Raw genomic sequence first — 23,308 nt, 5'->3', positions numbered from 1 at the left:
TCAGACCGCCCTCGCTGTCTCGGCCGCTGTCGCGTCGGTGCCCGTGATTCCCCGCAGAAGCGCCGCCAGGTCTGAGGTCACCGACCCGATAGAGCCGCCACCGGCGTTTACCAACTCATTTACCTTGGTGATGTCTGTGTGCAGCGATGAGGTGAAAGGCTCAAGTGCCGGGGCGATTTCGTCCGAAGCGCCGGTGCCGGGCTTGGCGGCTGCCTCGGCTGCCTCGGTCACCGCGTCGGAGGCCTTCAGCGCCGAGTCGAGCTGACCGCGCAGCGTTGTGAGCGTGTTCAGGGTCGCCTGGAACTGTTCGGGCGAGCTGATAGTGACTTCGTTTGCCACAGTTTGTCCTTTCAGAGCCGTCTCGAAGTCGTTTCGGGTCTACTTCATCGAGAACGCGGGCGGTATCGACGGATCGGGTGTCAGCGGATTCGGCTTCGGCGTCGTTGCCGGGGCCGGGGCCGAGGAGTCGCCGTAAGGTCCAGCGAAGATCGAGGATCCCGGGGCCGCCGGCACCGTGCCGGGCGGAGATGGAGGTGGTGTCACCGGAAGCAGCGGTGCACTGTTGGGAGTGCCCGTGGCCGGGGAATCAGCGGTACCGGCCTTCGGGGTGGGTTCGGAGCCGCCGGCGCCGGGAACTGCGGCAGCCGCGGTGACATCGATGTTGTGCGTCGTCTTGGCCCAAGTCTGCAGCCCGGTCACATCCGAACGCACCGAAGATTCCTTGGATTTCGCTCGTGTCTTTAGGTTGGCCATTGTGTCGTTGAACGCGGAGGCCAACGGCACCAAGGGGGCTGACGTACCGGGAACCGCGCCCGCAGCCGGGCTGCTGCTGCTGCTTTTCGACGCCACGGTTGTCGCGGCCGTCTCGGTTTCGGTTGCCACACTGGCCAACGCTTTTGCGACGGTGTCGAGTTTCTGCCACGCATCGCCGAACTTGTCGCCGATAGCGACATTGTCCGCGCCATCCTCGCTCATCCCTGTCCTCCTCAGTCCCCGGTGCCCAGTCAGGCCTTGCGGACGTCGTCAGCGGCCTTCAGGTCGATGCCGACCATGGCGTAGCCCTTCGCCTTGGCGGTGTCGGCGCAGTTCTCGGCGCTGTCGCAGGTGGCGGTGATCGCGTCCTTCAACGCGGCCGCCCACGCCTTCAGCGAAGCGACCACGGGTGTGTAGACGGGGGAGACCGCACCATCGGCGGTGAACGTCTTGGCATCAGATTCCGCCGCTGCCCCAACGGCGTCGAACGTCTTGACGAACCCGCGCAGCTCAGCTGCGATCCGCTTGATCTCCGCTATGTCCCGATCCAATGCAGCCTTGTCGACTGCGATCGAGCCTTCATTGCCGCCCATTGCGCGCCGCCTCTCGTTCGATGCCGTCGCGGATACCATCAGTGTGTCGTAGCAAACGACATGGCACCTCAATCGGCATCCGCAGTGTAAGGCGATCGGGAACCGAAGGATCGCCGCGGCGCGGACTGGCCCCACCAGGCGACAGCCTCAGGAACGGGCTACGGAGGCCCGCGCCGCTGGTGACGGGGTGCGGCTCGGCCGCCTACCGTACATTCCACGAGACCCGATGGACCAGGAGGACTCCCTTGGACACCCCGTGCACCGTCCCGGTTCTGTTACCAGTTCACCGCGACCGAGCCTGGCGCGCCCGCTGCGGCGGCACATGGTCCTGGGACGAAAGCCGCGCCATGTGGCTCGACGAGTCGAAAGGCGAGGCCGACCGGGACGGATGGCGAGGCCAGAAGTCCATGGAGAGCTTCAGTCGCCTCGTCGGCCCGTTCACCGAAGTCGACTGAGCCAGAGAAGATCCCACCAGGTAGTGCATGGTGCAGAACCGAATCACCGGCGAGAAGGTGGAATTCGAAACCGACGACGCGGACGATGCGATCGGAGCCCGCATCGCCGACACTCACACGAGCTACGCCGCCGACCGGATCGAGCACGACGCCGTCAGCGTCGAACCGGCCAGGTGATTAGGCCGCGGGTGTGGGCTCCACACGCGTCACGTCTGCCGGGAATGCATGCGCGCGATCTCGGCCTCCAACTCACCGCGCTGGATCGCGGCGCTGATGCGGGCCTTCTCCGCATTGTCGGGCTCGTCTCCGTCTGCGATCATGCGGATCGTGGTGCCCGCCAGCGTCTCCCACCGGCCGCCGAACAAGTGATGCTGTACGCCGTGGGTCTCATCGTGTAGGCGGTCGGCGGCCTCATGGGCATCAGTGCCGCGGAACTCCAAGCGGGTGACAGTGGACATGCGGCCGTCGCCGGGCTGCACCGGGCGTAGTTCGAGCGTGAGGCCTTCTGCGGATGTGACGGTCGTGTACGCACCGCTCTCGTCGGAGCCAAGCTCAGGTTCGACGCCGAACATGGCGGCGTACCCGGCGGAGACGTGCGCGATGATCGATGCCGGGGTGTACATCGTCAGCCTGGTGAGCTGCATGACCTGAATTGTGCCTGCAGCGTGGGGGCGCGTCGAGCCCTTTTCACTTCCGCATCGGCCAGATGAACGCAGCTTCCAGGTGTTACGCCACGTTTCCTGGATCCAGCGGGTCCTTTTTCGCTATCGTTCCGCCACGGACCGACTCGGCGATGGTTTGTTCACCCCAAACTTCCGCGACGTCAGGGCCGACCTGCCGAACCCGAACCGGGTCAGCCTGTTTCGTGCTGCCGCCGCCCTGCGGCACACCGCCTATACCAGGCGCGATCGGTATCCCACCGGGGCCGTGAGGCGCGGCGGCAGTGGGGGTTCCCAACTTGCCCGTCGCATTGGTGGCGTCGCTGGCACTGAGACGCGTCTGCGCCGTCGCGCCTTCGGGCCGGCCAGTCACGTTCGTTTCGGTCTTCATCCCCTGTACCGAGTTCCCGGTGGGGCCACCGGACACTTCGGCCGGCCCGGCTGCGTGCCCGCTAGCCGGTGACGGTACCGAAACCCGAGACGGCGGAGTTGGCGTGGTCGCCAGGGCAGCCAGACCTGGAGGTGTTCCGAATGCGTTGTCGAGGTCAGAGTTTGTGATTGCATCGGATTTGTCGTTCTTCCCCGGCTGGGTGGACGACACCGGCTGTGCAGTCGCTACGGGCTGTTGACCGGTCCCGGCAGGCTGTTGCTGCTGTCCCGCGGCAGGCTGCTGGCGCAATGCGTTAAGAACCGCGACCGGGTCCACGCCACCGGAACTCGACGACCGAGTGTCGGGCGATGTGCCGCTGCCGGGCGCAGCGGCACCAGCCGCTTTGGCTGAACTCGGGGCCGCGTTGCCGGGGGAACCCGCGGGGGAGCCGGCGGGGCGGGATGAAGTGGTGCCCGGATTATCGGGGGTGTTGCTGAAGTTGCCTTCCCCGGACATGCGCTTGTCGTGGCCTGCCCCACCGACCGCGGCCACCCCACCGTTGAGCTGCTCTGTTGCTTCGGCGACGGCGGCATCGAGTGTTTCGTCGGCAGTCTTGCGGGCGGCCTTCGCGTCGTCGTAATCCCGTTGCGCCGCAATGAAATCGCTCGTTGCGTTCGACACGGCGGTGCGGGCTTTGGTGATACGTTCCGAGTCTTCGGAGCTCTGAGCGTTCTGAAGCTCAGTCTCGGCGTCAGCCATCGCTGTGCGCTTCGAATCAAGCTGCGCACGCAGCCAAGTGAGCCACGTCTTGTCGTAGTGGCCGGTTTCGACGCCGTCACGCCATGCCTTGGCGGCAGCCTCCATCGCCGCGGCCGCCTTGGCCATGACACCGAGGACGTCACCGAGACGTTGCACCTCAGCTTGGGAACTGCGCAACCCGTCAAGTTTCGCGGTCGGGGTTGTGCCGGAAACCTCGGCTGACATGGCCGCGATGCCAGTGTTCAACTGCGTCGCTGTGTCGTGGTAGCCCGCCGATAGGTCACCGAAGGTTTTGCTCAAGCCAAGATCGGCGAACGAGAGATCAGGATCTTCGGGTTCCATAACGAGAGTGTGAGCTGGTCAAGGGATGTGGGACGAGCGCGGCGCGGGCTGAAGGTCGAGGCGGCAGACATCAGTTCTAGCTAGTATCAGTTCTGAGTGATATTCTGGTCCTGTGCCGACGCGACGGTGGGAGGTGGACACGACACTGATCCACGACTGGATCATCGGCTTGGACGAAGCCACGCAGGACAGCGTCCTGTCGGCGTTGGAGTACTTGGCCAACAACGGCCCCACCGCGGGTCGACCGTTCGTGGACCGCATCCACCACTCGCGGCACCAGAACATGAAAGAGTTGCGCCCGCGCAGCCCCGGCGGAAGCCGGCAGTTGCGCATCCTGTTCGCGTTCGACCTGCAATCGCACGCGATCACACTGATCGCCGGTGACAAGACCGGCGACTGGAACAAGTGGTACCGGGACAACGTTCCGGCGGCGGACGATCTATTCGACCGGCACCTGGAACGGACTACCGAGAAGAAGAAACAGAAGAAGCAGCGGAAGGGGAAGAGACGATGAGCACACTCGACGAACTACTGTCCGGTCTGCCCGTGGAGCGTCGCGAACGCATCGCCCGCGGCGCCGCCGAGATGGAGCGCGAGGCAGCCGAGTACCGCCTCCGCCAGCTTCGTGAGGACGCCGGCTACACGCAGAAGGCCCTCGCCGTGCTCATCGGCGTCGGCCAGAACAGGGTCTCCCAGATGGAGCACGGGCAGATCGCCGCCGCGCAGGTGTCGACCTTGCGCAAGTACGTCGAGGCTACCGGCGGTGAGTTGGAGCTGGTGGTCAAGCGCCCCGACGGGACCCGCATCCCGCTGGCGATCTGATCGCTTGCCTCGCTCGGGGTTTCAGCTGTGGCCCCGAGGCGACCGGCGGCTGTAACCGTGTGTCAGCCGGTGACGATTTCGACACCGAGGCGGTCGAGCGCCGGTGCGAGGTATGTGGCTTCACCAAGTCCGGTCAGGCCGTCTTCGCCTTTGAGGATCCCGATCAGCACAGCCCGATTGTCGGTGCCGACGAGGAAGACCGGGGCACCGCTGTCTCCTTCGATGCCGACGAACTCGTACTTGATCGTGTCCCGGTCGGGCCGAATCAGCGGTCTACACACGACCCCGCTGCGCGCACCGTCGACACATACCGGGGTGCCGGCCGGCAACTTCCGCACCTCGTCCACAGGCATCACGCGCGCGACGGGGAACTTGCCCGCGATCTTGGTCGCGTCTGGTGTGGGTGCGAGGACGGTCTCCAGCAGTGCTGAATCCTGATCCGCGTCATTATCGAGCTTTCCGGCGAGCGTTCCCACGACTTTCGGGCCTTCGCCGTTGGGCCCGGACCAAATGCTGACCACCGCCCCAGGGTGTTCGTCGCAGTGGCCAGCGGTCACGAAAACGTAATCGCCGTCGGCGATCCGTCGGGCCAGTGGTCCGAGAGTGCACTTGTTTGGTGAGGTGCCGATCTGACCTTGTCCGATGTTGATACCTGGGTAAGGCTGCGCACCATATTGGATGCCGGCCGCATCTGCTTGGGGGACAGCGGTTCCGCCCACGTCAATCCACTGCTGTGCGAGTGCCGCCGGATCCTTCGCAGTCTCCGCTGTGGGAACCGCTTGTGAAACAGGTGCAGGAGCGCTCTCGGCGGCATCGCTGGACGAGCATGCCGACACCGCTGCGCCGGCCGTAACCACCACAGCCGCCAACAGTGCCGTGCGCCTGTTCATCGCTCAATTGTCGCACCTGTGTGCTATTGGCCTGCGCACGCGTTGTCACGTCCTTTTGAGAATCCGGCTAATGGGCGCCTGACAGACAGAGGACGTGACAGCCAACGTGAGCATGTTCGGCGCCTGCCGCGTTAGATTTGCTCGCAGCAGGCAACACTTGCACATCCGAACGGATACGACGAAAGGAGCGGACCATGAAACAGCACGACCCCAGCGGTGCACTCTTCACGAGCGTTGGTCTGCTCGCGGTGGCCTTCTACTTTTCCGAAGGTGGCCCCGCCTGGCTCGCGTTTGGGGGAGCGGCCGCAATCGTCGTCGGTCTCCGAAAGATCTGGTCGGAGGTACAGCACGAAGAGCGTGAAGGCGTGGCGCCAGCGTCGCTGGTGGCCAAGCGGGTCCGGTTCGCCGGGACAGATTTCATGATCCTCGACGACAGCTCCCCATCGCTGGTCAGCGCTCGCAAGGGCGGGCGGGCGACGGTGACCGCCAGCTCCAGCGGCAAGATCGGAACCCTGTTCGTAGGCTTCGATGTCGACGGCAATCTGGTCGAGGCGGCCACCGAAGCCACACCATGGGACTCAGCGCAGCTACTCGTGAGCTGACCTGATCCGGGCGCCGGCGGGCCACACCACCGGACGGGGTGGTTTCACCACCCTCCGGGCCGGCGCGATTACTGATCCATCCACCATCCAGGATGCGTAGACCGGGCTCTGGGCCGCCACTGCGTCAAGGTTGCGCCAGTGCTCGTTCATGCGGCGCAAGTGCAGGACAGCACACCCGTTCCCCCTTCCGAACGTCTGCTCGATGTTGGTCTTCGCGGCGGGCCGCTGCTAGCTAGACCTCCCCGAGTTTCACCGTAAATTTCCCATTTGACCTGCGGTAACTGTCAGTAAATCGGTGACTTTTCGGTTCACCTGCACCAATGCGTAGCTGTCGTGGGAATGGGGGGTGCCTCTGAAAACCCGGCGTGACAGGAGGAAACAGGGTCTATAGGTGAAAGCTCATTAGTTAGTTGTTATAGATACGTATCTTTACCTGCATTCTCTCTGAAACAGAGAATATCCGCTGCCGGAGGCACCCCCACTTGCCACGACAGATGCGTGTTTACCCAGCCGAGCGGTGAATTGACCGGATCGGTGACAGTTACCGCAGGTCAAACGGGTAATTTACATCGAAACACGGGGAGGTTCAGCGCGGCCGGGACAATTTACATCCGACAAATCCAGCCGGAAACCAGGAACCGGACACGAGACCGGTGTATCGAAATTTTGTTCGAGCATGTCGTGCTCTCCGTCGGCCGCTCGGCGTGCCCCGCGTCGTGGGAAAGCGCATCCGCGTGTGGCCATTACGTTGGCGGCCATGGCCGCGGATTACACCCAGTGCGACTTCGACGAGCTGCCCGAGTGGCTCCGTTCCGCGTGCGAAGGCCTGACCGCCGAAGAGCGCCAGATGATGCTGCAGGCCATGACTGCGATGGCGGTATACGAGGACCAACAAGAGCAGCAGACGCGGCTCGAGGTGCCCGCTCCGCCGTCAGTCGACGACCGGGAGCTGGTCACCGAACTTCTCTACCCCGGACGCGACCTCGATGCCGAACCGCTGCCGGCCGACCGCGCCGGTGAGATCGACGCATTGCTGGGCGCCCCGAACCCCAACCGGGGTTTCTACCCATCGAGTTACAACCAGCCGGTCCGCATGCTGACCCTCGCCGAGGCAGCGGCAGAGCTGGGACTGGGGATGGCTCGGGTCCGCCGCATGGCCCGGGGTGGCGGCCTGCCCGCGCTGCGGATGTTCGGAACGATCCGTATCCGGTCGGACTATGTGTGGGCGATGGGCAACATCTTGGCAGCCGGCCTGCCCGCCGAACTTGGTTGCGGGTGGGCCACAGACCGACCTCGCGGAGCACTCGACCGCGGTGTGCCAGTCGAGCAGGTGGCACGAACACTGCGGGTGCACCCACAAACGATGTGGCGATGGTGGCGCAAGTTGGCCAAAGCCAACCCCGATGTGAAGCCCCGTCACCTGTTGTGGCGCTGCGTGGGCCGGCGTGAACGGGCGATGATCCCCGAAGACATCCTGATGGTGTGGGGGATTCCTTACGAGAAATCCTCGCTGCGCCGCATCTATTTCGAGGAGGCGTATCGCATCGATGCCGAAGTCCGCGCGGCGATCGCCGAGAACCGCCGCCGGACCAATGGTGTCGCTCCCGGCCTGCTTCGGCGCAAAAACAAAATGATCCGCGACCAGGTGTCAGGCCTGCAATGCTTCACTATGGCCGATGCCGCCTCGATGATGGGGATCAGCGCCTCGGGGACCCGCAAGGCGTTGCAGCGCGGAGGGGCCATCACCTGGACCATCGCTGGGACGACGCGGGTCTGTCAAGACGACTTGTTCGCTGTGCTCCAGCTGCGCAGCGACAAGGTCCGCAAGTCTCGGGGCCTTCCGCCCGGCGGTTTGATGAAAGACCCACTGCTGGTGCCGATCGCGATGGCCGCCGACAAGATCGGTGTCACCGTACGCACCCTGCGCCGCCGTGCCGCTGCTGGCAAGCTCGAAATAGTAACCTCCGGGTCCAAGCTGTGGTTGCGGCGCCATGAGGTGGATGCGCTCGTTGCCGCCCAGGCCGCCAAACCGGCACGCGCCGCCGAGGCTCGCGACCGCCGTCGCGCTGCTGCTGAACGGGGGGCGAATCTGACCGAGGCGCACATGGAGAACTTCCTGGCGTGGCTGAAGTGGAGCCAACCCGACATCGACCCCGCATTGGCGCTGCACACGCGTTCCAGCGCAGCTGCGTTCGCCGGCACCCGACCGAATGTCATCGAGGCGCTTGTCGCCGAAGGGCTGCTGCCGGCCCAGCGCCGCGGCCGCGATCTTCGGATCCGCACCGTCGACCTGGTTGCGGCAGGGGTGTTCAGTGCCAAGGTGGCGCGGATGTGCCCGAAACTGAGGATCGGTGATCCGCGTCAACGGCGCAACGTCACCGCGGAATACCTCACCTTTGACCAGGCCGCCCAGATCGTCGAGCGACCCGCATCTGAGGTTCGCTATCTGGTCAGGATCGGAACCTTGCACGCGGTGCGCTTCGGGTCGGGGAACCATCGATTGCATGAAAGCGAGGTTTACGGCCCCGGTTTGGCGCGCTACCGGCAGACGGCCCGGCCGTATCGAACGATCGAACATAAGCGGTTCGGTGGCTACAACCAGACTGTCAATGACACGGCCAACCACCTCGGCGTCAGTGAACGAACCGTGCTGCGCATGATCGAACGCGGAGCGTTGTTGGCGATCGAAGCGGCCAAGCAGCGTTGGTGCCGCATCGAGGGCGGGGCATGGATACAGCGCGACTTCCCCGTCAACCATGGCGGGTTCCTGGTGTCGGACAAGAGCGTTCGTACCGCGATCCGGCTGCGACAGTGCCGCGGTGACCTGCCGCGGACACCGATCCCGGTCACTGTCGAGCATTTGCGTGGCGGCCGCGCCCCAGAGCTGGAACCGTGGCAGGAATACCAGCTCGTCGACCAGCAGGGGAACCGTGTCGACGAGTACGGCCGCGCGGGCTGATCGGGGTGAAACTGTAGCCGGAGTGCTACCGGCGCTTGAACTTCTTTCCGTACACGCCTGAGACACGTGGCGGCGGTGGGCCGGTCGGGTCGGGTGCGTCGGGATGGCCGGCGGTGTGCAGGGAGACGTAGATCAGTTTGCGCAGGCTGTTTTGTGGGCCGTGTGGTTGGTGTTTGTAGTGGCCACGTACGAACCACCGACGGTAGGCGCGATCGTCGTTGTCTGGGTTGCCGTTGACGCCGCTGACCCCGGGTGGGCGCAGAATGTCGAGCATCGTGACGTCGTTGCGCGCGGTGCGGGCCGATTTCTTGGCCGGGCCAGTGTTGACCCGTTTCTGGCTGACAACGCGCTGCTGACCGATCAGTGCCAGCAGTGAGAGCACTGTGGCGGTCAGTGTGGGTGGTCCGGACTGATTCAGTTCGGGGTCGTCGAGCGGGCTTACGAGGTCGAGGACGCCGGAACCGCGGTCGACCACTGTGGCTAGCTCGTGCTGGTCGAAGCGGAGGACTTTTCCTGGTGATGTTCTGGGGCGCATGTCGCTGAGCTGTCCGTGCTTGCGTGGATCGCGCATCTGGGAGAGCAGGTAGCTGGTGATGTGGGTCTGGTCGTAGATCCACGCGATACCGTCCCAGGTGACCGGAACCGTTGATTGGCCCGCGTCCTTCATGTCAATGCTTCGCCAACTGAATGTTGCCAGCGGTTTCGGCCACAGCATCAGCCCGACTGGTGCCAGATCTGACGTGGTGATCAGCTCTTGGAAAGTGGTCTCCGGCATATCGCGGCTGGCGAGGTCAGCTGCAACGGATGCCGCTGTGCGGCTCATCCAGTACAGCTCGGCGTCAGCGATGTTGTCGGCGAACATCTTCATGTACGGCCGGGTGGGGTGGTTCTTCATCTCGTCTGGGACGGTGTCGATCTCGTCGATCGAGGCCTGGTAGCGGCGTTCGGAATCTGCGAGTGCCTCGGCGATCCACGGCATGCTGAATGCATCCCACCGGTGCGAACGTCCAGCCATCTTTCCCTCCGACCTGCATGCAACGTGTGAGTCGCAATATAACGGCGCAGGACGACAGTGCCGCGGACCCGGCCCCGGGAAAGTTTGGGCGCGGAATTCTCAGACCTTGGTTGCGACGCCGCCGCGCTCCAACACCGTGTAGGTGAAACCGGGTTTGACGAGGTGGTAGCCCTTGTCAGTGAACAGATCCCGGTACGAATCGCCGCCGAGGATGGACTGGATGCGACAGTTCACGCCGCTGAGAACAACCACGTCGCCCTCTTGCAGATCCCGTCCGAATACGCGCATCGTTCATCCCTTCCCTTTCAGAAGCAGGCGTCGCAGGTGCAGTGGTGGTGGCCGCCGGAGCGACATGCTGGAGAGGGGCGGTGATTGGGCATGAGCTCGTTGACAGCGGTGCGCCCCCGGCACATCCGGCACGCGGAGTCCCAGAACACCCCGTCAATGTGGCGGTAGAAGATCACACTTCGGCCCTCCAGAGTCCCGGGGGCCAGATGCTGTGGGAGAACTTGTGCCCAGTCGGGGAGTGCGGGCTTTAGCGTTGATGCGGACACAGGTGACATTCCTTGTCTGTTCTGGTTGACGGCGTTGGAGCGGTGATCGACCGTGGCAACTGTGGAGGCGGTTCGGGGTTCTGTGGGTCTCGCGACAGGGTTGGTGACCGCTCTTCGTAAATCTCTAAAATAGAGAATATCACCGAAGGGGCTTCTCCGCATCACGCCGTTCCCGCCGCGCTGGCCGCCACACCGGGTCCTGTTCAGAGCCGCGTTCAGGCGTTGTTATGCACCCGTGAGCACCGGCGTGTGCTCTGGTCCACGCGAAAGTCGCCGTGCTAAAGCCTCACGGGCGCACCTGAACTGACGACAGGTGCGTCCTGAACATCCACTGCATCCTGCGGTCTTTTCAGTTGTCGAGTTCGCGGTAGTCGAACTCGTATCCCTCGCCGTGGAGGTAGTTCTGCAGACTCCCGCTGCCCTCGTCGGCGTAATAGCCGCCGGGATCGTAGGTGGCGCGAATGTGGTCGATCACCTCGTCGTAGGTGGCGTGGCGCGTGACTACAGGCCCGCCCGCACTTGGGTCGGCGGTGGTCAGTTCCCAGGCCATCAGACGTCCCAGCTAAATTCGCGGCCGACCAGCCCCGGATCGGCGGAGCAGGTGGCGATCTCGGCGAAGTAGCCGGACTCGTCGGCAGCGGCATTGCTGCCAGTGCGTGGGCGCAGATGTTCATCGGCCCACTCGTCGAGGTCGCCGGTCGGAGCCGGCACGTCGAAGGTCTCTGTGCGTGGATACTCCTGGCCGTCATAGACGTCGGTGAATTTCACGGTGATCTGCACGGGGGCGGTTCCTTTCGTAGGGGGGCGAGGTGCGTCGTCACAGTGTCAAGTGACTTCATGGGCAGGCGCACGCGGCGCGACGAGCCTGGGCCGGTGGCTGTCACGTCCTTTCCTTCGGGCGAGTCGCAGCCGGTGAGCGGCGGCGGGCCGTGGCCCGGTGTGTCGGTGCATGCGGCTAGGTCGAGCGGCCGGGAAATGGTTTCCTGCTCACGATGTCCGCCTGAAATGCAAGGAGAACCCATGTCTGAGAGCGCATCGCGAGTCGCAGCCGAAGCGGCGCTATTCCTGGCCGGCCGCACCGCCGATGATCTCGGCTGGCCCGACCGCGCCTGCGTGGCACGGCAGTTCGCCGCCGCGCTCATGGGTGGTCTCGGTCCCGCGCAGTGGGTACCCGATCCGGTTATGTGGTGCATCGCGGTGCTGGAGCCGGCGATCGAACGTCGCATTCCTGGTCCCAGTGACGATCTGCGCGCATTGGGGTGGCCGCACACGCCCACAGTTGCAGCGCGCCTGGTTCAGTGGTTGGTCGAGGACGGAATCTTGACTGACTAGTGGCTGACTAACGCCGCTTTTATCGCATAACGCGAACTTGTCGGTGGCTGTGTGTAATCTCTAAAATAGAGATCGACCGACACCCCTTCAGGAGCTTGAGATGCGTCTTCCCGCCCCCGTTTCGACACTGGTCACCACTGGCGATGTCACCGCTTCGGCGCCAACGATGGCCAGCCGCGTGGACCCCGAGGGGGCGCGGCGCATGATGGACATTCTCATCAACCTTTACGCCGACCGCCGCCTGGCGGTGGTGCGCGAGTACGTCTCCAACGCCGTAGATGCGACCCGCGTGGCGGGCAGCACCGACCCGGTGCAGGTGACCAGCCCAACCGAACTGGAACCCAACTTCATTGTCACTGATGCCGGTATCGGTATGTCCGCCGCCGAGGTTGAAGCCACGTTCCTGGCGTTCGCCGCTTCGACCAAGCGCGACAGCAACGACCAGATCGGCGGTCTTGGTGTCGGCGCGAAATCGGCTCTCACAGTGGCCGAATCGTTCCTGGTGGACACAATCAAGGACGGCCGCCGCACACTGGTGCGCGCCGCTCGTGATCTCACCCACCAGGTGCTGCTCGCTGATGCGCCCAGTGACCTGCCCAACGGCACCACGATCACCGTCGCCGTGGAAGTCGCAGGCCAGCTCGACAAGTGGAACACGGTCATTCGTGAGGTCGCCTCGGCACACCCCGAAGGCACCGTACTTGTGGACGGCAAGCCGGTGGCGAGCCTGTCGGGCGGGCTGCGTTGGGTCGGACCCGTCGGCTGCCTGCGCGCGGGGGATCGCACTGTCGCGGTGCTGTCCGGCGGCACCCTGTTCGACGCCGTTCCAGAGGTGGTTAACCGAGTCCTCGCAGCCACGCGGTTGCAGGCGGCGGTGATCGAACTGCCCATCGGATCGTTCGATCACACCCCCAGTCGCGAATCAGTGGTCGCCACCGAGCGCACGCTGAGCGCCGTGGACGCCGCGCTCGAGACGTTCGCGCAGGTCTACGGAGACCTTGAGGAAAAGGTGGCGACCCTGGCCCTGACCGACGTGCACGCCGCTGCGACCCTGCGTGCCAGCATCCTGGGCGATGTGGCCCGCGCCGATCTGCTGCCGGTCCCGTTTCACGCCGTGGTGCCTGCGGGTTCTGGGGTGAGGCATGGGTCGGACAAGGGGCGCCGCACCAACCGGCGTCGCTGGAAGATCGCCGAGGCCGGCGAGGTGGTGTTCACCGCGTTGGGGGCCGAGCGAGTCCTCAAAGACGTTGTGGTGGTTACCGATGTTCCCGCGCGACGCGGCCTGCGAAGCTTCGCCACGCTGATGGCTGAAACGCACGCTGAGGCTCGGTGGGTGGTCCCAATCGTCGAAGGCTCCGATCGCCTCGATCTGCCGATCCTGGGAGAAGGCGACACCGTTACCGGACAGGTATGGCCGATCAGTGCCGACACCCCCGGTGTCACCGTCTACAGCTTCACCGAGTGGCTGTCGGCCACGACAACTAAGCGCGCACCGCGCAGCGGGCTGTCCGGATACGAGACCCGCATGGTCGCCACGGATGGCGGGCCGCAGACCCGGCAGACCCTCACCGGTGCGGAGATCGCCGCGCTCGGGTTGCCGGTCTGGTACGTCGAGGGCGACCCCCGCTACAGCCACGATTCCCGACTGGACTCCTCGCAGGCTGTTGCGGTCTACCTGGGGCGGCGCAAGCCGGGTCCGCTGCTGGCTGCGGTCCCCGAGGCGCAGCCCTATCACCAGTGGGCGCGGGCGCGGTTCGACACCGAGTCCGCCGGCTGGACCGACATCGAACGTATCGCTGCTGCGGTGGATGTGCAGCCCTACTGGACCGGCGACAAGATGCGCCTGGCGCTCGCCACCGATGCGGTGGCCCGGATCGCCCCGGGCCACCCGCTGCGCGAGATGGTGGTGCGCCTTGCCGAGATCGAGACTGCACGCCGGGCGCTGTCCGCTGACCATGCCACGGTAATGGCCCGTGCGGCTGTCCTGGGGGTCGGCAGCGACGCCCTGACCGAGGTGCGGCAGATGACTACAGCACTGAACAAGGCGTACCCGCTGCTGGACCACATGCGCAGCAACGTCTCTGAATTCGACCGCCGGCAGTTTGTGGACTACATCGTGCACACCCCGCCGCGATTGCCCACCGCCGACAACGCCTCCGCTAACGCTGCCTGACCGGTATCTCCCATCGAGCTTCGAAAAGACAAGGAAACACACCATGCGCGCATTCATCGACGCCAACTCCATCATCGTCACCGAAGGCGATGACACCGTGATGGTCGGCTCCGCCGATCCCGCCTACCGGAACGTGCGGACCTACCTCGTTGATGACCACGGCCAGGACTTCGCCACCGTCAAGAGCCTGGTCGAGGTGGTGCGGGTCACCGTAAAAGCAGCCGTCGCCGAGGCGGTGTCGGTAGTGGACGGTAACGACGACGACGCCTACAGGGTCACTCACGGTGACCCGGTGGCCGAGACAGTGCTGTCTACCGCGCTGCGGCTTGCCCGCGAGACCGCCGACATGGCACCACTGGGGGCGTTCCTGCGCCGTCTGGAGCGCAACCCGTCGGCCGCATCGCGTTCACAGCTGTTCGGCTGGCTCAAAGCCGGAGGCTTCGTGCTGACCACCGACGGGCTGATCGTCGGCTACAAGTCGGTACGCAACGATGGCTTCTCGGCGCACGCCGGTCGTGAGGCGGTGACGGTGGTCCACCAGGACGGCACCAGCGAGACCATCACCGGGAACATTCCGTACCCGGTCGGTGCGACGGTGTGGATGGACCGTGACCTCGTCAACCCGGACAGGCACTCGGCGTGCTCGGTCGGTCTGCATGTCGGAACCTACACCTACGCCAGCGATTTCAGCGAGCAGATGCTGGTGGTGTTGGTGGACCCAGCCGATGTGGTGTCGGTGCCCGCCGATCACAACGCGCAAAAGATGCGGGTGTGTCGCCTGACGGTCGCCGCTCGCCACGACGGTGAGCAGATCTCGGACGCGGTGATTGAGCACATCCGTACGGTGCCTGATTTCGAGGCGTCCGACGAGTACGCCCGCCGCGAAGGGAATAAGCCGCGTCCGACGTTCGGCGTCGTGGTGTCATTCGGTGATTCGGACGACGACGACGAATACCACGAAGACCACGAAGGTGATGAACAACAGGGCGACCAGCCCTGCGATGAGTACGCGGGTAGCGACGAGGAGGAAATCGAGGAAATCGTTGTACCGCTGGGGGAGACGCCGTGCGTGCCGGAACAGTGGTCGCTATGAGGACTGCCGCGATCCACGCTGAGCCTCTTCGGGCGGGAGCCTTCTTCGAGGGTCCGGCTCGGCCCCGCACAGAGGATCCCCCCGGTGGAGGAGTCCGAGCGGGGTACGTCATCTACGGCCCGCACGCGATTGTGTCGCGTCTCAGGGAGGTGTGAGCACAGCCATGCATTTGGTGAAGCAGACGGATGTTCCCAAGGATCTCCCCGAGTTGTTGACCGCGGAGCAAGAGGTGGAGCTTGCCAAGCGGATAGAGGCCGGCTTGTACGCACAGTTCCTACTCGCCAAGGGAGCCTCGCCGTACACCCCGGCACAGTTGAGATTGGTCGCCGCGGATGGTCAAGCTGCATTCGAGCATTTCGTGACCGCGAATGTTCGTCTGTCCGCGTGGTGGGCGCGTAAGCGGGCGGTAAGGGGCGCCAGTGCGTTGCTGACCGTGGAAGACCTCACCGCCGAAGGGATGCTCGGCGTCATTCGGGCTGTTCAAAAATTCGACTACACACAGGGATTCAAGTTCTCCACGTACGCGCTTCATTGGGTGCGTCTCCATCAACAGCGAGCGATCGCCAAGGCAACCCCCGCCGCGCTGTCTTCCAGCGACCAGGCGCGTTGCAGGGAACTGCTTATGGTCACCTACCAGCTGGGTATTGACCTGGGTAGCCTCGATTTTTCGTCCAAGGTGATTGCGGTGGAGCGTTGGGGCAAGATGGGCCGTGAGGTGGCTTCTGCGGTCACGGGGCGTGGCGGGGTGGTCCCTTATCGCCGGGCTGGGCGGGCTTTCCCAGGGCCAGTGGGCCTTTCGTCAGTTGGATCAGATGAGCTGTGGATCAGTCGAAGGCGGTGCGGATGTGCTGCCAGGCGGTCGCGATCTGGGCGGCCCATCGCCAGGTGGCGTCGAGACGTAGGCATGTTTGGCGGGCGCTGCGGGTGATGCGGGCGGCGACGTGGAGGACCCGGTAGCGGAAGGTGGCGATCTCGGTGCGGGCCAGGCCCGGGTGGGTGCGGAATCCGATGAGTCGGCACCAGGTGACCAGGTCGGCGGCGGTGAGGGCGATTTCCAGCCATGCGGCGTTGGCCCAAAATGAGTGGCAGGGCAGGTTGCGCAGGCCGGTGGCTTTGAGTTCGCGGATGCGGTCTTCGACGCGGGCGTGCTGACGGTGGCGCAGTTCCAGGCCGGCGACCTGTCCTGACACGACGCCGGGTGGTGTGTCGGTGATGAACGCTGTGATCCGCATCCCGTCGGCGTCGGTGAATCGCAGCTGGGCGCCCGGATGCGGCCTTTCTTTGCGCAGGATCAGCCGCGTGCCCGGTGGCCACGACGACAGGTTGACCAGGGTGGTGGCTTCGGCGATCCAGGCGCCGTCGCGGAGACCGCCGGCGGTGCCGATCGCCGGGTACCAGCCCTCGGCGAGGTTGAGGGTGTCCACCGCGTCTTGGACGCGCCAGTCGACGGGGTAACCGAAGGAGAACCCCACCCCGGCGGCCCGGCAGGCGTCGGCGAAGGTGTGGGTGGCTCCGGCGGTGTCGCAGCGCACCAGCACCTTGGGCTTGTCGGGATGATCGCCAGCCCTGGGGTCGGGTCGCCAGGCCGCGGGCAGCGCTGCCAGCGCTTGGGCCAGCACGATGACGTGGTCGCTGGCGGTGTTGGAGCCGGCGTTGCCGGTGCGTAGCAGCCCGGCCAGGGCTTCCCCGCCGGCGATCTCGGGGCGGTCCAGAAATGCCAGCAGCGGATGGTGCCCGAACGACTTCTTCCAGGTCGGCGTCGCACCGCCTTTGTTGTCGGAGTGATCGATCACCAGGGTGGCGTCGATGTCGATGTGCAGCCAGTCACCCGGAGCGGGGGCGGCACCGGCGGCCCAGGCCGCCGCCCGCGCGCCCGCTCGGGCCGCCCGCACCGCGGGTAGGTGTGCGGCGTCGATGCGCTCATCGACCAGCCGCCACATCGTGGTCGTCGAGGCTTTCGCACCGAAGGCGTGCTCACGGTCGCCGCAGAGCTGGCCGACCCCGTCGATGCAGTCCGCCCCGTCAGCAACCGCAGCCGCCAGATCAGCGAACACGTCTCCGGGCGCATACACCCACGGCCCGCGGTAGGTGTCGGCCAAAGCAGCCGTGACCTGCGCCGATAACCCGGTCCGATCGGCCAGTTCACGTAGCAGGCCCATCCCGGCATGCGACACGACGCCATGGCCGTCGGCCGACACTTTCACCCGCGATGCGGCCGCGATATTCTTCACCTGCGAAGTGCCTTCCCGTCAGGATCTTTGAACCGTAGAGAAGTCCAATTATCCCTTGCAGGACAGGCACTTTCGCTTATCTACACACCGCCAAAGGCAACATTCCGCGAAAAATTCGGGGTAGGACGCCCAACGATGCCGATCTCGCAGCTGCGATGGGTATCAGCGAAATGGGCATCGCTCAGATGCACGCCATGATGTCCCGTGCAGTCTCGCTGGACGCACCGCTTAGCGGGGGAGGTCGAGATGGCTCCTCCAGCCTGCTCGACCTCCTGGCAGGTCGAGACTGTGGCGACCGGGATGATGCCCATGACACTGCCGCCCAGCAGCTTTCGCAGTTGATGGAGCGGCTCTCTCATCGCGAGCGGCGAGTCATTTCCGAGGTGTTCGGTCTGGATACGGGAGAGCCACAGGCGGTGACAGATGTTGCCGACAAGTATCGGCTCCCCGTCGTCAAGGTCCGCGGGCTCATTCAAAAGGCGATGGCCAAACTTCGTGGCGAGCAGCAGGTGGCGGCATGACTGCGCTACTGCAGGAGCATGCACCGATCAGTGATGCTGTGCCGCAACCGCGTCCGCATCAACGTGCCGCGCTCGACGGGTTAGCCGATGCGGGGGAACGAGCGCAGCTGCGGATGGCATGCGGTACCGGTAAGACTCTCATCGGACCGTGGCAAGCGCTCGAAGTCGGGGCCCGCACGGTCGCGGTGTTCACGCCCAGCATTGCGTTGGTGGCACAGACCATCGCCGAGTGGCGACGCGTCATACCTGGCGTGCGCGTACTGGCCGTATGTTCAGATCCGACAACGGATGCCGGGCGCGCGGAAATCGGCGTTGACGGAATCGACCCGTTCGAAGGGCAACACGACCAAGACGGCAACGTAACCACCCGAAGTGAGGTGGTTGCCGGGTTCCTTGAGCGTGTTGAGACATCCGGTGCGTCCATGTCTCTCGTGGTGTCCACTTACCATTCCTCGCAAGTGGTCGCTGACGGGATCGGCTTGACGCGCAGCGGACGACCCCTGGATCTGGTGGTCGCTGACGAGGCTCACCACCTTGCCGGCCGCACCAACGCTGCATTTCTCCCAGTGCTCGATCCGCGCGGTGTGCTGGCGCGGCGCCGAGTATTCGCAACGGCAACGCCCATAGTCCTGAAAAGCCGTGGCGGCGCTGAGGCCATCGACGATTTGTCCGGAGCGAGTGCGGTCGCAAGATCCATGGATGACACTGAGTTGTTCGGGGAGATTGCATACACCCTGAATGTGGGGGAAGCCGTCAGCGCTGGATTGTTGGCCGACTACCGCGTCTTGGTGACCACCACAACCGAACCAGCAGGGGAAGCGACCGGAGAGCGAGCTGCGTTGGCCGCGCTGCTCGATGTAGCGCGCCGGTACGGTGTGCGGCGCATCCTGACTTTTCACAATCGAGTCGATTCTGCACGGGCATTCGCTGAACGTGTCAGCGCACTCATCGATGTGGACGGCACACCTATCCGTGCGCTCGCCGTTGACGGTTCAATGCACGACTCAGAGCGCGTGAAGATCCTGGCCAGACTCGCCGATACACGGACGGATGGGATCACTGTGGTTGCCTCGTCGCAGTGCCTGCGTGAGGGCATCGACGTGCCGGCAGTCGACGCCGTCGTGTTCGCCGATCCACGCACCAGTCAGGTGGGAATCATCCAGGCCATTGGTCGAGCCTTGCGTAAGCATCCCGGAAAATCCCACGGCACCATCGTCATTCCGCTGATTCTCGATCCCGAAGCTGATGATCAGGACCAGCTGTCCACGTCCTCCTACACCCACGTGTGGCGGGTTCTGCAAGGGCTGCGGGCCCATGACTCGCGGATCGGTCACGACATCGACAGGGCACGCCGCACCGGTACCAACAGTTGCATTAATGCGGACGCTCTGGACTGGTTGGAAGTCACCGGTGAACAGCCCGGGACGATAGTCACGCGCCTGCTGCAGCGCACTTCGTCAGTGTGGGAGCGTAACTTTCAGCGGCTCTGTGAAGAGACGGACAGGCTGGGATCAGCCGCGAGGATTACCACACAGTCTAACGAGTTTGGACAGTGGATCATGCTGCAGCGCATTCTATTCCGTGATGGGATGCTCGACGAAGACCGCCGCAAGAGGCTTGAATCGGTCAACGGCTGGCGATGGGATGCGAAAGAGGCCTCCGACGAGCGAACCCTGGACCGGCTCCGCGCTGTTTGCACTGATCGGGGAAGCCTCGATGACACGGCACCCGGTGAGTCGATTTTCACGGGATATGTTGACGGACTGAACCGTCCACTGCGGTTGTGGGTGGCGACGCAGCTGTGCAAGTACTGGGACAACGAGCTGGACAGCTGGATCACCGAGGCACTTCGGCAGATGCCGGGCTGGGACTGGTATCCGTTGTCAGAGGTCGATCAAGCCGGCGTGGCGGCATTTCGCTCCTTCGCCGCGTGGGAAGGTCACGCCGATGTCCCACCGGGGCACATCGAGGATGACATAGACCTCGACGCTTGGCTCGGAACAGTTCGGCGCCGCAAGATCTGCGGGACACTGCCATCGATCCTGGAATCGGTCCTACTGGCATCGACACCGACCGGCCGCAGAGGGGAACGGCGCTTCCTGTGGAAGCCATCGGAAACTCATTGGCAGATAGCGGAAATGGCGTGCAATCAGTACATCGCCAAGCACGGCACACTGGCGAGGATGCCGATTGGGACCGTCGAGGACGTCGAGGGCAAGCGTTTCGAGCTGTACCAGTGGTGTGCGGCCACCCGGTCTCGGCGCAAGCGCGGAGACTTTCGGCCGCAGGATAGCGCTATCGAACGATTCACTGGATGGACCTGGGGTTCACCCGGGCAGGGCGGCACCGACATGATCACAGGTCCAAAGCCGGGCGTCACCGACCACAGCACCCGTGGATTTCACCAGGGTTGCCGCTGCGTTGTCTGCGTCACCGAGAACCGCAGTTACATGCGACGCGCCGCATCAGAGCGGCGAGCGACGTACCGCGCTGATTGGGTGTCCGCGCAGGACGTCCGTGAACACCTCCAAGGCTTGCTTGCGTTGGAGGCAAGCAAGGACCGATCTGATGCCACGTTCACGATCGGTGCGATCGCCGCGGCTGCATGTGTTTCGCGAGGTCTCGTGTCGCTGCTCGTTGGGCGGGCAGCGGAGCCCCGGTGCAGCAAACTACATCGCCGCATACTGCTTGACCTCACCGCGGACGACGTCCGCGCGGTGCGGACAGTGCAGCGGTCCCGGGGCCGTCAAGGTATCCGTGACTACAACGCGCAGGTCGACGACCCGGTGCCCACCTGGATGCTGCTCAACCAGGCCGCAGCGGCGGGTTGGACACGCCAGCAGCTGACCGCAGCGCTCGGTTACAGCAGTATGGCCAACACACCGATCAGCGGCAAGCCCATAACCATCGCCCAGGCCAAACTCGTCCATGTCTGGTTCGAGTCGCTGGACGGCGACTTGACCCCGCCCCCGGTACCGCCAGCGAAGAAGCCGGGAACGAAGAAATCGCCCACACGGCGAAACAAGCGAGTTGACCGCGCTATGTCGGCGGCACCCGAAGCGGAGGCTTGGGCCAAATCACTTTTAGATCAAGGGTATTCGGTCAAGCATGCTGCTGAGAGAAGCGGACTGCCATTTGAATTAGTGTCCACGTTGGACGAGGTGCGGCGATGAGTGACCCTCCGCGCGGGGGTGAGGCGCGCCTGGCGATCCTGGCAGGGCCAACGATTGCGAATCTCTAAAATAGAGAATACCCTGATGGCGGGGAGATCGACCAGCGCAGTCAACTGTCGAAAGGCTTGCGAGGATGAGCAATGTTCTGTTCACTGCCGACTTGTACCGGATCATCAAGCAGGCGATGGCATTCGCCGAGCACGACAAAGTGCTCGCATACACCGGAGCGGCCAAGAGCTACCACCAGATTCATCTGACCTCATTCGGTGAAAACCTGCTCTCGGTGGCCACCGACGGGAAGGCCATGGGCGTCTCGAAGGCAAAGTGGATCACTGAGCTCAGCAGGGAATGTGACATCCCGTCGCCATCGCAGTTCGACAACCAGCCGGGGCCGGTGTTCGGGCTCAATGTCTCGCTCGACGACGCCAAAGAACTGATACGGCTGAGCCGCACGCTCAAAAGTGACCGCTGGACGCGGACTGTAGCGGTGAATCCGGCCGGCAACTATGCCGAATTCGTGTTCAGTTCCGGGGAGACACTGATCGCCGAGGACACTGACGTCTATTTCCCGCGTTGGCAAGCCCTCTTCCCCGAGTCAACCGAAGGTGTGCCGCGCGCGGTGACTGGCCTCAACCCCAAGCAGATCGCCAAGTTCGCAGTCGTCGTCGAGGACTCCCCGATGGTCCTGGTGACGCGCGACGACGTCCATGGCAAGTCGCAGAAGAACATCCTGGTCACGATCGGAGACGCCTTCATCGGTGTCATCATGCCGGTCAATCTTCGCGGCGGCACCAACGAACACCCACAGTGGCACCGCCCCAACTGGATTGGGGAACTCTAATGCACGGAGACAATGTAGGGCAGACGTTTTCCGGACTCGCGTTCGAGATCCCGCGACGGCATGAGAGTCGGAGGTGCTTCCCATGACGAGTTTCAAACGCGGTGACGGAGTCGTGTTCGTGCGCAATGGGCGGGTGGCCATGATCGGTCAAGCTTCCTACGACCGAACCACTATCAGCGTGGGTCTCGTCACCTCGGTGACCCGCGAAGGCGCGATCAAGGCCTATCGTCACTCGACCTACGACCAGCCGGAAATCAAGCTCCACAAGCATTCGCTGGAGCACGGTATGCAGAAATACGTGCTGCCAAAAAGTGACTGGGACATCGGCGCAGTCATGGACTACTGCCGCGATCGTCCGTGGGCGCATTCCCCTGAACACACCGGAGCGCCGTTCGACAGCCTTGACCAGCTCCGCGCCGAGCTCAAGCAGTTCCGAATCCAGGAGAAAACACCATGACCGAGATCGATTGCCGTAAGCCGGCCACACACCGCGAAGGCGTGTCGGCGCTGAACCTGCGACGAGTCACCGGTATCCGCCGCAGAGTGGACTGGAACCACATCAAGACACGAGACGTGTCACCGGAATATCCCATCAACGTCACACCCGGCAACGAGCTGACAATCGTGGTGTGGAGCGGTATTCCGCGGTTCATCGTCGAGTCCGGCCACGTCACGATCGAATTCCGGTCATCTTGGGGCAACTCACTCAAGGTGCGCCCCGCCGCCAGTGCTCACGTCCTCACCGACGGCCACACCAAGGTGACAATCGACAACGAGGGAAGTCTGCATGTCGACGCGCCCGAGGACAACCGTGTTCGTGTCTACGGGTCAGGGCAGGTCACCGGCGGAGAGTTTCCCAAAAGCATCTTCGGCGCAGTTATCGACGCAGTTCGGGGACGGGATGACTGAGTTCGGCACCTCTCGCGTTACCGGCTGCCGCACTTCGATTTCTCACGAGCACCGGCTCAACGCCCATCGAATCGCTGCGATTCAGTAGCCGGTGCCTCCTGCTCGGACTCCAGCCGGGTGGTGCGATGCGACCGACGCGGGATCCCGCACCACCCGGCTGTCACCAAAGTTCCGCCGGCACTGACATCATCGCGCCGCAAACCCAGGCCACGTGCCCGCGGGGGTAGACAGCTCATGCAGCGATCACAAGGAAACGGGGGAC

At 64.3% G+C, this 23,308-nt stretch carries 26 protein-coding genes; 15 read left to right on the top strand and 11 right to left on the bottom strand.

Annotated features, from left to right (window positions below):
• The 3 genes from BTO20_RS20420 to BTO20_RS20410 are packed head-to-tail and all read right to left on the bottom strand — an operon-like array spanning position 1 to position 1,346.
• A complete protein-coding gene (locus tag BTO20_RS20420) occupies positions 1-339 on the bottom strand; it encodes a hypothetical protein (RefSeq protein ID WP_087078032.1) in 339 nt (112 codons plus the stop codon).
• 39 nt (positions 340-378) lie between these two features.
• Positions 379-975: a hypothetical protein gene (locus tag BTO20_RS20415; protein ID WP_087078031.1), complete on the bottom strand. Its 597-nt coding sequence runs from the start codon at positions 973-975 to the stop codon at positions 379-381.
• 29 nt (positions 976-1,004) lie between these two features.
• Positions 1,005-1,346 carry a hypothetical protein gene (locus tag BTO20_RS20410; RefSeq protein WP_087078030.1) on the bottom strand — a complete coding sequence of 114 codons (342 nt, stop codon included), beginning with the start codon at positions 1,344-1,346 and terminating at the stop codon, positions 1,005-1,007.
• Between the two features lie 245 nt (positions 1,347-1,591).
• On the opposite strand from BTO20_RS20410, the gene BTO20_RS39455 reads away from it, so the two are divergent.
• Positions 1,592-1,801 carry a hypothetical protein gene (locus BTO20_RS39455; RefSeq protein ID WP_157680279.1) on the top strand — a complete coding sequence of 70 codons (210 nt, stop codon included), beginning with the start codon at positions 1,592-1,594 and terminating at the stop codon, positions 1,799-1,801.
• A 27-nt stretch (positions 1,802-1,828) separates the two neighbouring features.
• Positions 1,829-1,978 (top strand): hypothetical protein, encoded by a 150-nt coding sequence (locus tag BTO20_RS39450; RefSeq protein WP_157680278.1) that lies wholly within the window; start codon positions 1,829-1,831, stop codon positions 1,976-1,978.
• 29 nt (positions 1,979-2,007) lie between these two features.
• Here the strand turns inward: BTO20_RS39450 and BTO20_RS20405 are convergent, their stop codons facing one another.
• Both BTO20_RS20405 and BTO20_RS20400 read right to left on the bottom strand, forming a co-directional pair.
• Positions 2,008-2,445, bottom strand: a complete 438-nt coding sequence (locus BTO20_RS20405) for a hypothetical protein (RefSeq protein WP_087078029.1) — start codon at positions 2,443-2,445, stop codon at positions 2,008-2,010.
• Between the two features lie 82 nt (positions 2,446-2,527).
• Complete coding sequence (locus tag BTO20_RS20400; RefSeq protein WP_087078028.1) at positions 2,528-3,931, bottom strand: hypothetical protein; 1,404 nt, start codon at positions 3,929-3,931, stop codon at positions 2,528-2,530.
• A gap of 133 nt (positions 3,932-4,064) precedes the next feature.
• Between BTO20_RS20400 and BTO20_RS20395 the strand changes: the two genes are divergently transcribed.
• Together BTO20_RS20395 and BTO20_RS20390 are read left to right on the top strand one after the other, a co-directional pair.
• Positions 4,065-4,445 (top strand): type II toxin-antitoxin system RelE/ParE family toxin, encoded by a 381-nt coding sequence (locus BTO20_RS20395; protein ID WP_232490788.1) that lies wholly within the window; start codon positions 4,065-4,067, stop codon positions 4,443-4,445.
• Positions 4,442-4,753 (top strand): helix-turn-helix domain-containing protein, encoded by a 312-nt coding sequence (locus tag BTO20_RS20390; protein ID WP_087078026.1) that lies wholly within the window; start codon positions 4,442-4,444, stop codon positions 4,751-4,753. The genes BTO20_RS20395 and BTO20_RS20390 overlap by 4 nt, the downstream gene beginning before the upstream one ends.
• Before the next feature lie 62 nt (positions 4,754-4,815).
• Here the strand turns inward: BTO20_RS20390 and BTO20_RS20385 are convergent, their stop codons facing one another.
• Positions 4,816-5,643 carry a chymotrypsin family serine protease gene (locus BTO20_RS20385; protein WP_157680277.1) on the bottom strand — a complete coding sequence of 276 codons (828 nt, stop codon included), beginning with the start codon at positions 5,641-5,643 and terminating at the stop codon, positions 4,816-4,818.
• Between the two features lie 194 nt (positions 5,644-5,837).
• Here BTO20_RS20385 and BTO20_RS20380 point away from each other — a divergent pair, with 194 nt between their 5' ends.
• Both BTO20_RS20380 and BTO20_RS20375 read left to right on the top strand, forming a co-directional pair.
• A complete protein-coding gene (locus BTO20_RS20380; RefSeq protein ID WP_087078024.1) occupies positions 5,838-6,245 on the top strand; it encodes a hypothetical protein in 408 nt (135 codons plus the stop codon).
• Positions 6,246-7,002: 757 nt separating this feature from the next.
• Positions 7,003-9,204 (top strand): helix-turn-helix domain-containing protein, encoded by a 2,202-nt coding sequence (locus tag BTO20_RS20375; RefSeq protein WP_087078023.1) that lies wholly within the window; start codon positions 7,003-7,005, stop codon positions 9,202-9,204.
• A 25-nt stretch (positions 9,205-9,229) separates the two neighbouring features.
• Here the strand turns inward: BTO20_RS20375 and BTO20_RS20370 are convergent, their stop codons facing one another.
• The 4 genes from BTO20_RS20370 to BTO20_RS20355 all read right to left on the bottom strand — a co-directional run bounded on the left by BTO20_RS20370 (position 9,230) and on the right by BTO20_RS20355 (position 11,553).
• Positions 9,230-10,219, bottom strand: a complete 990-nt coding sequence (locus BTO20_RS20370) for a hypothetical protein (protein WP_087078022.1) — start codon at positions 10,217-10,219, stop codon at positions 9,230-9,232.
• Between the two features lie 99 nt (positions 10,220-10,318).
• Positions 10,319-10,507, bottom strand: a complete 189-nt coding sequence (locus tag BTO20_RS20365; protein WP_087078021.1) for a hypothetical protein — start codon at positions 10,505-10,507, stop codon at positions 10,319-10,321.
• Positions 10,508-11,122: 615 nt separating this feature from the next.
• Positions 11,123-11,323 carry a hypothetical protein gene (locus tag BTO20_RS20360; protein WP_087078020.1) on the bottom strand — a complete coding sequence of 67 codons (201 nt, stop codon included), beginning with the start codon at positions 11,321-11,323 and terminating at the stop codon, positions 11,123-11,125.
• Positions 11,323-11,553: a hypothetical protein gene (locus tag BTO20_RS20355; RefSeq protein ID WP_087078019.1), complete on the bottom strand. Its 231-nt coding sequence runs from the start codon at positions 11,551-11,553 to the stop codon at positions 11,323-11,325. Before BTO20_RS20355 ends, BTO20_RS20360 begins: the two co-directional genes overlap by 1 nt.
• A 240-nt stretch (positions 11,554-11,793) precedes the next feature.
• On the opposite strand from BTO20_RS20355, the gene BTO20_RS20350 reads away from it, so the two are divergent.
• The 4 genes from BTO20_RS20350 (at position 11,794) to BTO20_RS41370 (ending at position 16,299) form a co-directional block, all read left to right on the top strand.
• Entirely contained in the window at positions 11,794-12,105 is a 312-nt protein-coding gene (locus BTO20_RS20350) for a hypothetical protein (protein ID WP_087078018.1), read from the top strand.
• Positions 12,106-12,205: 100 nt separating this feature from the next.
• Positions 12,206-14,278 carry an ATP-binding protein gene (locus BTO20_RS20345; protein ID WP_232490787.1) on the top strand — a complete coding sequence of 691 codons (2,073 nt, stop codon included), beginning with the start codon at positions 12,206-12,208 and terminating at the stop codon, positions 14,276-14,278.
• 43 nt (positions 14,279-14,321) lie between these two features.
• Positions 14,322-15,371 carry a hypothetical protein gene (locus tag BTO20_RS20340; RefSeq protein WP_087078017.1) on the top strand — a complete coding sequence of 350 codons (1,050 nt, stop codon included), beginning with the start codon at positions 14,322-14,324 and terminating at the stop codon, positions 15,369-15,371.
• Between the two features lie 163 nt (positions 15,372-15,534).
• A complete protein-coding gene (locus tag BTO20_RS41370) occupies positions 15,535-16,299 on the top strand; it encodes a sigma factor (protein WP_087082409.1) in 765 nt (254 codons plus the stop codon).
• Here the strand turns inward: BTO20_RS41370 and BTO20_RS20330 are convergent.
• Positions 16,196-17,602 (bottom strand): IS1380 family transposase, encoded by a 1,407-nt coding sequence (locus BTO20_RS20330; RefSeq protein ID WP_087078016.1) that lies wholly within the window; start codon positions 17,600-17,602, stop codon positions 16,196-16,198. The genes BTO20_RS41370 and BTO20_RS20330 overlap by 104 nt on opposite strands.
• A 155-nt stretch (positions 17,603-17,757) precedes the next feature.
• Between BTO20_RS20330 and BTO20_RS20325 the strand changes: the two genes are divergently transcribed.
• The 5 genes from BTO20_RS20325 (at position 17,758) to BTO20_RS20305 (ending at position 23,046) form a co-directional block, all read left to right on the top strand.
• Entirely contained in the window at positions 17,758-18,123 is a 366-nt protein-coding gene (locus BTO20_RS20325) for a sigma factor-like helix-turn-helix DNA-binding protein (RefSeq protein ID WP_087078015.1), read from the top strand.
• Entirely contained in the window at positions 18,120-21,296 is a 3,177-nt protein-coding gene (locus tag BTO20_RS20320; RefSeq protein WP_087078014.1) for a DEAD/DEAH box helicase, read from the top strand. The genes BTO20_RS20325 and BTO20_RS20320 overlap by 4 nt, the downstream gene beginning before the upstream one ends.
• Positions 21,297-21,429: 133 nt before the next feature.
• Entirely contained in the window at positions 21,430-22,137 is a 708-nt protein-coding gene (locus BTO20_RS20315; protein ID WP_087078013.1) for a hypothetical protein, read from the top strand.
• Positions 22,138-22,219: 82 nt separating this feature from the next.
• Positions 22,220-22,594, top strand: coding sequence for a hypothetical protein (locus BTO20_RS20310; RefSeq protein ID WP_087078012.1), 375 nt, complete (start codon positions 22,220-22,222; stop codon positions 22,592-22,594).
• A complete protein-coding gene (locus BTO20_RS20305; RefSeq protein ID WP_087078011.1) occupies positions 22,591-23,046 on the top strand; it encodes a hypothetical protein in 456 nt (151 codons plus the stop codon). Before BTO20_RS20310 ends, BTO20_RS20305 begins: the two co-directional genes overlap by 4 nt.
• The last annotated feature ends 262 nt before the right edge of the window (positions 23,047-23,308 follow it).

Origin of the sequence: Mycobacterium dioxanotrophicus, assembly GCF_002157835.1 — a bacterium.
GTDB lineage: Bacteria > Actinomycetota > Actinomycetes > Mycobacteriales > Mycobacteriaceae > Mycobacterium > Mycobacterium dioxanotrophicus.
This window is presented reverse-complemented; position numbering and strand designations above follow the sequence as displayed.

Excerpts from the sequence above, each read along its gene's own strand:
- BTO20_RS20415 (WP_087078031.1), bottom strand. The coding sequence starts at position 975 with ATGAGCGAGGATGGCGCGGACAATGTCGCTATCGGCGACAAGTTCGGC.
- BTO20_RS20410 (WP_087078030.1), bottom strand. The coding sequence starts at position 1,346 with ATGGGCGGCAATGAAGGCTCGATCGCAGTCGACAAGGCTGCATTGGAT.
- BTO20_RS39450 (WP_157680278.1), top strand. The coding sequence starts at position 1,829 with ATGGTGCAGAACCGAATCACCGGCGAGAAGGTGGAATTCGAAACCGAC.
- BTO20_RS20405 (WP_087078029.1), bottom strand. The coding sequence starts at position 2,445 with ATGCAGCTCACCAGGCTGACGATGTACACCCCGGCATCGATCATCGCG.
- BTO20_RS20400 (WP_087078028.1), bottom strand. The coding sequence starts at position 3,931 with ATGGAACCCGAAGATCCTGATCTCTCGTTCGCCGATCTTGGCTTGAGC.
- BTO20_RS20390 (WP_087078026.1), top strand. The coding sequence starts at position 4,442 with ATGAGCACACTCGACGAACTACTGTCCGGTCTGCCCGTGGAGCGTCGC.
- BTO20_RS20385 (WP_157680277.1), bottom strand. The coding sequence starts at position 5,643 with ATGAACAGGCGCACGGCACTGTTGGCGGCTGTGGTGGTTACGGCCGGC.
- BTO20_RS20380 (WP_087078024.1), top strand. The coding sequence starts at position 5,838 with ATGAAACAGCACGACCCCAGCGGTGCACTCTTCACGAGCGTTGGTCTG.
- BTO20_RS20375 (WP_087078023.1), top strand. The coding sequence starts at position 7,003 with ATGGCCGCGGATTACACCCAGTGCGACTTCGACGAGCTGCCCGAGTGG.
- BTO20_RS20370 (WP_087078022.1), bottom strand. The coding sequence starts at position 10,219 with ATGGCTGGACGTTCGCACCGGTGGGATGCATTCAGCATGCCGTGGATC.
- BTO20_RS20365 (WP_087078021.1), bottom strand. The coding sequence starts at position 10,507 with ATGCGCGTATTCGGACGGGATCTGCAAGAGGGCGACGTGGTTGTTCTC.
- BTO20_RS20360 (WP_087078020.1), bottom strand. The coding sequence starts at position 11,323 with ATGGCCTGGGAACTGACCACCGCCGACCCAAGTGCGGGCGGGCCTGTA.
- BTO20_RS20350 (WP_087078018.1), top strand. The coding sequence starts at position 11,794 with ATGTCTGAGAGCGCATCGCGAGTCGCAGCCGAAGCGGCGCTATTCCTG.
- BTO20_RS20345 (WP_232490787.1), top strand. The coding sequence starts at position 12,206 with ATGCGTCTTCCCGCCCCCGTTTCGACACTGGTCACCACTGGCGATGTC.
- BTO20_RS20340 (WP_087078017.1), top strand. The coding sequence starts at position 14,322 with ATGCGCGCATTCATCGACGCCAACTCCATCATCGTCACCGAAGGCGAT.
- BTO20_RS41370 (WP_087082409.1), top strand. The coding sequence starts at position 15,535 with ATGCATTTGGTGAAGCAGACGGATGTTCCCAAGGATCTCCCCGAGTTG.
- BTO20_RS20325 (WP_087078015.1), top strand. The coding sequence starts at position 17,758 with ATGGGTATCAGCGAAATGGGCATCGCTCAGATGCACGCCATGATGTCC.
- BTO20_RS20320 (WP_087078014.1), top strand. The coding sequence starts at position 18,120 with ATGACTGCGCTACTGCAGGAGCATGCACCGATCAGTGATGCTGTGCCG.
- BTO20_RS20315 (WP_087078013.1), top strand. The coding sequence starts at position 21,430 with ATGAGCAATGTTCTGTTCACTGCCGACTTGTACCGGATCATCAAGCAG.
- BTO20_RS20310 (WP_087078012.1), top strand. The coding sequence starts at position 22,220 with ATGACGAGTTTCAAACGCGGTGACGGAGTCGTGTTCGTGCGCAATGGG.
- BTO20_RS20305 (WP_087078011.1), top strand. The coding sequence starts at position 22,591 with ATGACCGAGATCGATTGCCGTAAGCCGGCCACACACCGCGAAGGCGTG.